We start from the raw sequence: 9,686 nt of genomic DNA, 5'->3' as shown, positions 1-9,686 counted from the left end.
ATCGTATGGACGGATATTATCCGCCCGTTTCAATGCATAATTAAAGGCGAACCTTAACCGCAACACTTATATAGAAGCTTACAGTTAATTATGGGGGAAACCTTTCTGAGGAAAGGTTCTCCCCCATACCCCTTTCCAAAGACTTTTATCTGGTTTTTTCGCAGATAGGGCGCTTCTTAAATAAAAAAAGACCTGCAAAAATGCAGGTGCGCCCTATCTGTGAAAAAACAAAACTAAAGTTTTAGGGAGAGAGTTTGAGAGAAGCCCCTTTTTCAAAAGGGGTTCTCTCAATAATAATTATAAAACTTCTATATGAGTATCATGGTTAAGGTTCGCCTTTTTTGCGTTATATTTCTGCTTTTTGCTCATTCGGGCGCTCGGAAAGTGCCCTACAGGTTAACAGCTAACGGCTTATTTGAGGAAGCCGTTTATTATCTGCTCCTCAGCCTCAGCCTCGGTAAGACCTAAAGTCATGAGCTTTATGAGCTGCTCGCCTGCGATCTTGCCGATAGCAGCCTCGTGGACAAGAGCTGCGTCGATGTTGTTTGCTTCAAGTGAAGGAACAGCGAGAATACGTCCGTTGTCCATGATAATTGAGTCGCACTCTGTATGACCGCTGCAAGCCGCGTCGCCCTTGATACAGAGGTCGAGCTTCTGATAGGAGTCGTCCCTTGCCACTGAACGCGATACAACGTCTGCGCTTGAACCGTTCCCCAGCAGGCTCACCTTGTAGATACTGCCTGCGTACTGCTTGCCGTGAGTCATAAGTCTCTCGCGGACGATGAGCTTTGCGTCGCCCTTGAGCTCTGCGATAGTGGTTCTGTCGGTGGAGTCAACGCCCTTTATCTGCACCATTTCCATTTCCATGGTGCTGCCCTCCTCCATGTAGACCTCGGTCACAGGATTGAGTATGCGCTTGCCCGTGCCGTCGCCTGAGCCGTAGTGCTTCTCGACGTACTTGATACGGGAGTTTTTGCCGATATAGAAGCGGTGGATACCGTCGTGCTCGGAGTCCTGAGAACCGCAGTTGTCGATACCGCAGCCTGCAACGATGAGCACATCGCAGTTTTCACCAACATAGAAATCGTTGTAAACGTTCTCTTTGAGACCGCTCTGACTGAGCACAACAGGGATATGAACGCTCTCGTTCTTAGTGCCGTCCTTGATGCGGATATCAATTCCGCTTACGTCTGTTTTTGAAGTTATATCAATGTTTGCAGTAGTATTTCTACCCACGGATTCGCCGTTTGCACGGAGATTGTAAGCTCCCTCGGGGATATTATGGAGATCGGCGACCTCCTGAAAAAGTCTTTTCTGAACTGCGTCCAAAGCTGCCATATTATCCCTCCTTACACCATTTTGTGACAGATATTAGTTGCGTTTTCAGTGCCTGTTATCTCGGGGAGAATGATATCCCTGCTGCCCTGCTTGGCTATCTTGCCGTCAGCGATGACAACTATCTCGTCAGCGATATTGAGGATACGCTCCTGATGAGAGATAACGATAATGGACCTGCCGTGACGGTCCTTGCGCATATTCTCGAAAATGCGGATAAGGTTGTTGAAGCTCCACAGGTCGATACCTGCCTCGGGCTCGTCAAAGAGAGCCAGCTTTACGTCACGGGCAAGAACTGTAGCTATCTCGATACGCTTCAATTCGCCGCCCGAAAGTGAAGCGTTTATCTCACGGTCGATGTAGTCCTTTGCACAGAGACCTACCTCGGAGAGGTAATCGCAGGCTTCGGAAACAGAGAGAGTCCTGCCTGCGGCGATACGGAGGATATCGAGGACTGTCATGCCCTTGAAGCGTACAGGCTGCTGGAAAGCGAAGCCAATACCCATACGGGCACGTTCGGTTATGGACTTCTCGGTAATGTCCTCGCCGTCGAAGAATATCTGACCTGATGTGTTCTTGATTATACCTGCAACTATTTTGGCGAGGGTGGATTTACCGCCGCCGTTAGGACCTGTTATAACGACGAATTTGTTGTCCTCAACAGTGAGGCTGACGTCGCGTACTATGCCAATGCTCTGACCTTCGTCCTCGGCATTGAACGTAATATTCTTTAATTCGAGCATTTTTAACTCCCTTTCGATGCAAATCAAAATTTAACGCCTTTGGCGTCCCGAAAAATTGGTATTGTAGGGGCGAACATTGTTCGCCCGTGTCAAAATTGATGTGTATGTTTGCGGGCGCACATTGTGCGCCCCTACAAATATAAATTATGATTTATTGACTTTGTTACTGCTTTATCAATTATACCACGTAAAAACACTCAAATCAACACGGCAGATGATTTGTTGCACTGATGTAACATCGCAGAGCCCTGATATTTGGCGTAATATAGCCTTTTTTAAGTTATACTTTACTAACAACTTATAGACTGAGGCTATTAAAAAGCAAATCCTCAAATAATGAACTTTTGGTATAAGTTCAGCAGAATTCAACGTGTTCGCGTTAAAAAAAAGGACTTTACGGGGTATATATGGAAACGCTTTTAAAACTGACACCAATTACTGAAAGGAGAAATAGCATGATCGTTATTCTGAAAGAAAAATTTGTAAGCTTCGATGAGGGATTATCCGTTGTTATCGCTGAGCTCGCCGTAGACAGCAAGACCGAACTGCCCACCGAAAGCGGTATCGAAGGCAGAAAGCTCTCGCCTGCTTCACTTGCGTGGGAAATAGGCACAGGTGAGTTTTACGGCTTCGGCAGTGACGGAAAATGGGTGAACCAGACCACAGGCGAGTCCTATGATCCGACACCTGCCCCCGATCCGGAGCCCGATCCAGATCCCGATCCTGATCCCGATCCCGAGACCGATACAGAATAAAAAAGGGCGGCATATGCCGCCCTGCTAATTACCGATTTCCGATCACTTAGCTCTGCTTACTGCTGTCTAATTTAAGAGTACGCGCTGTAAGTCCCACAGCTACGCCCTGTGTGCCTGTACCTACATGGCTGGCTATACTGCATGAAAGAGGTCTGTACGTGACCTTGTAGCCCTTGAACTCGTTCTTCACGATATCCACCCAGCGCTTTATCTCCTCGGCAGTCTCCATAGTACCTGCCGCGCCGATACTCAGGTGCTCCTTGGGTATACCTGCATACTTGCTCTCAAGGTCCTTATGGACAGCTTCCAGCATTTTCGCCTCGGCAGCCGCCATTCCGCGGACTCTTCCGTAAGCGTCCAGCTTGCCGCCCTGTATCTTCAGAATGGGCTTCAGATTGAGGACCGTAGCGATAGCAGCCCCTGCGGCGGTAATACGTCCCGTCTTGGTGATACGTTTAAGGCTGTGGAGCGTGATATATATATCGTTCTGATAGGCGTTCTCTTCGAGATATTTTTTTATCTCCTCGGCAGACTTGCCGTTGTTGGCGAGGTATTTCGCGTCGTAGACCGCGTCAAGCAGAGTTATTGAGATACGGTGATTGTCGATGACTACCACCTTGCCGTCATAGTCCGCAGCAAGAGCCTTTGCGGTATTGCAGGAGCCGCTCAGACCGCTTGACATAGGGATATACACCAGCTCGTCGTAGCCGTCCGCAAGTATCCTGTCCCACATAGCAGTAAGAGCTCCGGGAGAGGGCTGAGAGGACACGATGTCCTTGTTCTCGTTCAGCGCCTTGTAGAGCTGTTCGTGCTTGAGGGTGAGCTCCTCCATGAAGTCCTTTCCGTCTATGATAACAGGCATGGGCAGCACATAAACGCCGTGCTTTTCGCCCTCCTCCATCGTTATACCGCTGTTTGTGTCGGTCATTACCGCAGTTTTCATAAGCTACCTCATTTCATTTTCCGCTTCTTCTCCGCCTATTGCGGAGCATCTTTCCCATAGGGTGATTATACCATTATACCGCTCTTTTGTCAAGGGCGGCGGGGTTTAATGATTAGTTGTTAGTGAGTAGTGATTAGTTAGCAGTAAGTAGAAAGTAGTTAAAAGCAACAGCCGTATTCACAAGGAATACGGCTGTTTTTCTAATCACTAAGCACTAATCACTATTCACTAATCACTTTTTCAAGTGCTCACCGAAAGATATCACTATATCCGTGGCTATAGCTCCTGCCATAAAGGCTCCCGTGCCGAGGCATACGGGCTCGGGGAGCTTCTCGCTGAGCTTTCCCGACAACGGGTGCAGCCCGTAAAAATAGGCAACTGCAAGGACTCCGAATATAGCGCTGGATATAAGGCTCGACCTGTCAAGTATGGAGAAATACCATGTCTCGTATGTCCAGAACTGCTCATGGAAGATAAATTCCAGCAGATATGAAGCTCCAAGCTCGAATATTGTCGTCACCACCGTTGCAAACAGAAATATGAACAGCGGGTGCCGCTTTTTTCTCAGCAGGGCAAGGAGTATGAACGCTCCCACGGAATAAATAGGTATTATCGGCATATAGAGCATACCGCGGTTGTCGAAATATCGGTACATTATCCATACCGTAGCCACCTCGTACAGCCAGCCCACAAAACCTGCCGCCGTGAACTCGAATATATATCGGAAGAATATCCGCGTGTAGTTCTTTTTCATTGCTTTGGAAGGTCAAGTCCCAAGTCTACAGGCAGAGCCGAGCCGTTGCACTCAACTATCGCCTGAAACAGCTGAGTCCCCCACAGAGTTATGGTGACGTCACCGCTGTAATACTTGAAAATATTTTCATTTGATTCCTTTACCATAAACGGTTCTTTTCCGAAAAGCGCTATTATTTCGTCAAGCGTCATATATGCTTTCAGCTTTGCGAGCTTTTCCACCAGCTCCCCTGCTTCCATAGGAGCGATGATACCATCGGATTCAAGTACGCTGTCGGGTATAGCTATAATAATTCGCTGAGAGCTGTCAGCTGTTGTTACAGTAGTATTTTCCGCAGTTTTCTCCGCATATGTCACAGCTTCTGCTGTAGGCGCTGCTGTTTCACTTGCAGGACTGCTTTCCGCAGCGCTGCATGATACCGCAAATACAGCCATTAACGCCGCAGCAGCCGATATAAGTACCTTTTTCATGGTATTCCTCCTTTTTCGGGTGATATCACTTGACCTTAGCTCCGAAGGGCATGAGAGCCAGCTTTGCCAGCTTGAACATCTGTATACCGAATGGCGCACCTATTATGGTAGCGCAGAGAACCACTCCCCACGCCGCAAAGCCTACAGCCAGCGGTATACCGCTGAATATGAGCCATAATATATTGGCGATGAGCGAAACAGGTCCGCCGCCGTATTCAACTGTCTTGCCGAATGGAAAGAACGACAGCTTAGCCAGCTTGAAGCACTGATGACCTATAGGTGCGCCGATTATCGTTATGCACCACAGCAGTCCTGCCAGAACCCAGCCCAGTCCGCTGACACATCCGCCGAATATGAACCATAGAATATTGCCTAAGCACCCCATATTTACCCTCTTTTCATGTTTTTATCATTGCTGATGACTACATAATAACACAAATCAGGAGAAATATCAACACAAACTGCAAAAAAGCTTCAAAAATACCAATGGGACCTCCCCCTTTCCCCCGTTCTTTTATATATTATTAACACGTTATAGGCAGCAGTGTTCAGCATAATTGTAAACTTTCTGTTTTTTGCTTATATCAGGGAAAAAATCATTGACGATATGAAAAAAATATGGTATCATATATGTGATAAAATGTCATTTCTGAAGGAGATGTTTTTATGGAAAGATCGAATAAACTACTAAAGCTCCTGTTAGCTTTGCTGATAATCGCTATAATCGGCGTAGCTTTGTTCTTCTTTGCAGGTCACGCCAACGGCAAGTCAAAATCAAATGACACGGAAAAATCCAGCAGCTGCGGATACATCAAATACCGTGATCTGGAGAAAAATGTCAGCATGACAGGCTCTGTATCTGGCAGTGACAAGGTCACAGTAAAAGGAGAAACAGACCTCAAGGTCAAGAAGCTCAGCGTAAAGGTGGGCGACAAGGTCAAGAAGGGCGATGTTCTCTGTGAATTTGATTCCTCCGAGCTCAAAAAGCAGGTCGAAGCACTGAAAACCAAGGCTCAGGAAGATTCAAAGAAAGCACACGCTGCCAACGAGAAAAAGCTCAGCGACGCAAAAAAGGCTAAAGAGGACAATGTCAAGAAGGCTCAGGAAAATATCGACAATGCCAAGTCAAAACGCGATCAGGCTTATACCGACTACAACAATATGGTCGACGAGTACAACGCCCTCATCGGCGAGGCTGACCACGCATACGACGAAATGGTAGCTGCTACAGGCAGCGACGCCGAGGCTAAGAAAGCCAATTGGGAGTCTATCCTTGAAAGAGCAGGCAATATAGACCGCGAAGCGGACGAGCTCCACGCAAAGCTCGCTGACTACGACAACGCTATCCCTGCTGCAAAGACAGCTTACGATGAGGCTGTAAAAAAGGCTGACGCAGAGATTAAAAAGGCTCAGGACGCTCTTGACGCCGAGAAAAATGCGGCACCAAACGCAGATCTTGAAAAGCAGCTCAAGGAGCTTCAGGACAAGATCGACCGCTGTGTTGTAAAATCCCCAAAGGACGGCGTTGTGACACAGGTAAATGCAGCTTCGGGCAAGGTCCCCTCATCAGCTGATATCTTCACTGTATCAAACGCTTCACAGTTCCTTATCACAGGCAAGGTCAGCGAGTCCGATGCCATCAAGTTAAGCGCAGATATGTCTGCGAAGATACAGACAGCTTCAACAGGCGACAAGGTCATAAGCGGCAAGGTAAAGCGCCTCTACAAGAAAGCTTCATCTGACGCACAGGAGGCTGAAGAGGGCTCCACTGTAGAGATCGGCATTGACGACAGCGACAGTCAGCTCGTTATCGGCGAGAAAGCGACTGTGAATATAGTTCTTGACAAGTGTGAAAATGTTCTCAGCGTTCCATATGACGCTGTTATCAGCGGCGACGGCGGCGGATACTATGTTTTCGTTGCAAGCAAGAACAGCAAGGGCGATTACATAATCTCCAAGCGCAAGATAGAAAAAGGCTTTGACGGCGATGATTACCTTGAAGTAACCTCGGACACTCTCCACGAGAACGACCTTGTGCTCACAAATCCAAGGGGCATTTCCGACGGAGACTCCATGCACCTGAATCCGCCCGAGAACTGAGCAGAGCAATCATCTGCACAAAAGACATGAAGCAATATGAGCTCCCGAATATCGGGAGCTCTTGTTTTTATAACTGAAAAAGCCATAAAGGATAAACCTTTATGGCTTTTTGTTACTGATTTACCGCAGGTGAAAGGAATCTCCGCAGCTCTTCGATAGGGATAGGCTTTGAATACTTATATCCCTGCAAATACTGCGCCTTCATCATAATGCAGCGGTCCTCGTCGCTGTCGTTCTCGACGCCCTCAAAGAGTACTGCGTACCGCAGATCGTTGAACATATTAGCGAAGGTCTTGACCATGTACTGCGATGATGTGCTTCTGTGTGACTCCATAAGCATCGAGCGGTCAAACTTGATGATATCGAATGGTATCTCCATGATACGCTCAAAGTTTGAATAGCCTGTTCCGAAGTCGTCAAGATAGAACTTTATGCCTAAGTCCTGAAGCTGGATAACTCTCTGCTTCATAAGGTTGAAGTCCGCCTCGCTTCGGCTCTCTGTTATCTCAACGGCTATCTTGTCGTATTCGAGACCGTTCTGGTCGATTATGTTCTTTACCTCGTCGCAGAAGGTATCATATCGTATATCTATAGCCGAGAAGTTAACGGAAACTCTCTTTACGTAGTAGCCCTCCTCGATAAATCCCCTGACCGTATAGCAGGTCTTGTTGAGGATTATCATACTGAGGTTATGAATAAGGTTGAACTGCTCTGCCAACGGAATGAACTGGTCTGGGAAGACCATTCCCGTCTTTTCCAGCTTAAGGCGCATAAGAGCCTCTGCGGTATCGTACTTGCCCGTGCTTATATTATATACAGGCTGGCAGTACACAAGGACTCTCGGATCGGAGAGGTCTTTTTTAGCAGCGATATCCACAAGCTGACTGAGGATATAGTTCTTGTCGTAGTACTCCTTGATATCCTCATCAGTTACGCGGCAAATGGTATTCTGCTGCATTTTCATCTCGCTGTATTCAATGAGATGATAATAGTCGTCAACATCAAGGATACTCTTTGAGGTCTCCATAATGACTATCTTGTAGTCTATCTTGAACTTTGAGTGACTTTCAAGGAAGTCACTGAGCATTTTTTCGACAAGCTTTTCATAGTCTATCTGCTTTTTCTTTACGATAGTAAGGACATATCTTTCATTCGGGAAGCTGTAAAGAACGCCCTTTTTAACATTGAGCCGGAAGAACTTGTAGAATTCCGATTTGAGCTCGGGCGACATAGAGAGAGAACGCTCAAAATCCGTCATTGAACAGCACATTATGAGCATTTCGTTGCCCTTTTCGATGTTTCCCTCTATCTCCTTGGTAAAGAAGCTGCTTGAAACTGCTCCCGTATCGATATTGAAGGGATTTGAGTGAAACATAAATATTATGCCCACGACAGGCAGGAAGAAACTGAGCGTAGTATATGAAACCTGTCTATTTATCATCTGTATGCAAAGCAATGCGTTTGCAATTATGATAGAGCCCATTACTCCCCAGAAAACTCTGGCAAGAAGCCTTGATTTGTATTTGATAAGTATGTATACGACCGTTATCATCAGCAGCGTATACACTATCTCAAACACATCAAAGGTAGAGCGGTATTCGCCGTTTTTTCCGACATAGAAGCCTACCTTCAGGATAGTAGCCATGATATCTGTGGTCACCGCAATAATTACAGTGATAAGCGATATTATCTGATACTGCTTCTTTGTGCCTGGCGTTACCCACAGCGGCTCGCGGAGATACTGGATATACAGGTAAATTACCGATATCATCAGCACATGATGCGTAAGTCTCATAATATATATAGGCAGCGGTCTGACAGTATCAGCCTTGAGCATCATCTGTACGCCGACATTCGCCATAGCCGATATGAGAATAAATACCAGAATCAGCATAATAATACGGAATCTTTTCTTTTCGCTCCCGATATAGGCCTGTTTTATAAAAACACCCATGATAATACAGAGCGCCATGACCGTGATATCGCCTACAGGGCTGTAAAGTCCAAGGTTAAGGTCAGAAGCCGTAAACATATATTCACCCCCTATATTGCTCCGCAAAAGCAAAACAAAAGCTGCCGTGCCAAGCAATAACGAATATAAATTACACCATTATCCATACATATTATATCACAAAAATGACATAAAGTCAACAATTTTTCTCAATTATATTAATTGTATTTTGTATGCATTGCAATACTTGCAGTATTAGAGAATGCAAACATTTGTACAATAAATATTAATATTTTATAATCAAAACCACCCGTAAAACGGGTGGTTTGAGGAAGCCCTAGAAGGGCTTGATACGGACACTGCCCCTTAAGTGGGCTGAGAAAGGTCTGCCAACTGCATTTCATTCTCAGCTCCCCCTTAAGGGGTTTTTACTTCTTCTTATACTTTTCTCCAGTGAACGGGTCTGTTGTTTCAAACAAACTTAACTGGTCTGTCATAATATCTTCTTGCAGCTGGTTCTTTATATACTCTTCAATTTTCTTAGCATTCTTTCCTACTGTATCAACATAATATCCTGTACACCAGAAATGTCTGTTACCGTACTTATACTTCAGATTTGCATGTCGCTCAAATAT

10 protein-coding genes are annotated in these 9,686 nt (G+C 46.1%); 2 read left to right on the top strand and 8 right to left on the bottom strand.

Features of this window, described 5'->3' with window-relative positions:
- Positions 1-411 precede the first annotated feature (411 nt).
- Both T497_RS0111555 and T497_RS0111550 read right to left on the bottom strand, forming a co-directional pair.
- Positions 412-1,338 carry a SufB/SufD family protein gene (locus T497_RS0111555; protein WP_028515749.1) on the bottom strand — a complete coding sequence of 309 codons (927 nt, stop codon included), beginning with the start codon at positions 1,336-1,338 and terminating at the stop codon, positions 412-414.
- A gap of 11 nt (positions 1,339-1,349) precedes the next feature.
- Positions 1,350-2,078 (bottom strand): ABC transporter ATP-binding protein, encoded by a 729-nt coding sequence (locus T497_RS0111550; RefSeq protein ID WP_028515748.1) that lies wholly within the window; start codon positions 2,076-2,078, stop codon positions 1,350-1,352.
- A gap of 455 nt (positions 2,079-2,533) precedes the next feature.
- Between T497_RS0111550 and T497_RS0111545 the strand changes: the two genes are divergently transcribed.
- Entirely contained in the window at positions 2,534-2,833 is a 300-nt protein-coding gene (locus T497_RS0111545) for a hypothetical protein (RefSeq protein ID WP_028515747.1), read from the top strand.
- A 46-nt stretch (positions 2,834-2,879) separates the two neighbouring features.
- On the opposite strand, the gene T497_RS0111540 is transcribed toward T497_RS0111545, so the two are convergent.
- The 4 genes from T497_RS0111540 to T497_RS0111525 all read right to left on the bottom strand — a co-directional run bounded on the left by T497_RS0111540 (position 2,880) and on the right by T497_RS0111525 (position 5,385).
- Positions 2,880-3,776, bottom strand: coding sequence for a DegV family protein (locus T497_RS0111540; RefSeq protein ID WP_028515746.1), 897 nt, complete (start codon positions 3,774-3,776; stop codon positions 2,880-2,882).
- 232 nt (positions 3,777-4,008) lie between these two features.
- The gene (locus T497_RS0111535; protein ID WP_028515745.1) at positions 4,009-4,530 is read right to left on the bottom strand and encodes a putative ABC transporter permease; all 522 of its coding nucleotides are present in this window, start codon (positions 4,528-4,530) and stop codon (positions 4,009-4,011) included.
- A complete protein-coding gene (locus T497_RS0111530; protein ID WP_028515744.1) occupies positions 4,527-5,000 on the bottom strand; it encodes a hypothetical protein in 474 nt (157 codons plus the stop codon). Before T497_RS0111530 ends, T497_RS0111535 begins: the two co-directional genes overlap by 4 nt.
- Positions 5,001-5,025: 25 nt before the next feature.
- Positions 5,026-5,385, bottom strand: coding sequence for a YccF domain-containing protein (locus T497_RS0111525; RefSeq protein ID WP_028515743.1), 360 nt, complete (start codon positions 5,383-5,385; stop codon positions 5,026-5,028).
- Between the two features lie 281 nt (positions 5,386-5,666).
- Between T497_RS0111525 and T497_RS0111520 the strand changes: the two genes are divergently transcribed.
- Complete coding sequence (locus T497_RS0111520; RefSeq protein WP_028515742.1) at positions 5,667-7,100, top strand: efflux RND transporter periplasmic adaptor subunit; 1,434 nt, start codon at positions 5,667-5,669, stop codon at positions 7,098-7,100.
- 112 nt (positions 7,101-7,212) lie between these two features.
- Here T497_RS0111520 and T497_RS0111515 read toward each other — a convergent pair whose 3' ends face one another.
- Together T497_RS0111515 and T497_RS0111505 are read right to left on the bottom strand one after the other, a co-directional pair.
- Positions 7,213-9,132, bottom strand: a complete 1,920-nt coding sequence (locus T497_RS0111515) for an EAL domain-containing protein (RefSeq protein WP_028515741.1) — start codon at positions 9,130-9,132, stop codon at positions 7,213-7,215.
- A gap of 347 nt (positions 9,133-9,479) precedes the next feature.
- A partial coding sequence (locus tag T497_RS0111505) for an IS200/IS605 family transposase (RefSeq protein WP_028515115.1) occupies positions 9,480-9,686 on the bottom strand: 207 nt, incomplete at its 5' end.

Origin of the sequence: Ruminococcus flavefaciens MA2007 (genome assembly GCF_000621845.1) — a bacterium.
Taxonomy (GTDB): domain Bacteria; phylum Bacillota; class Clostridia; order Oscillospirales; family Ruminococcaceae; genus Ruminococcus; species Ruminococcus flavefaciens_E.
This window is presented reverse-complemented; position numbering and strand designations above follow the sequence as displayed.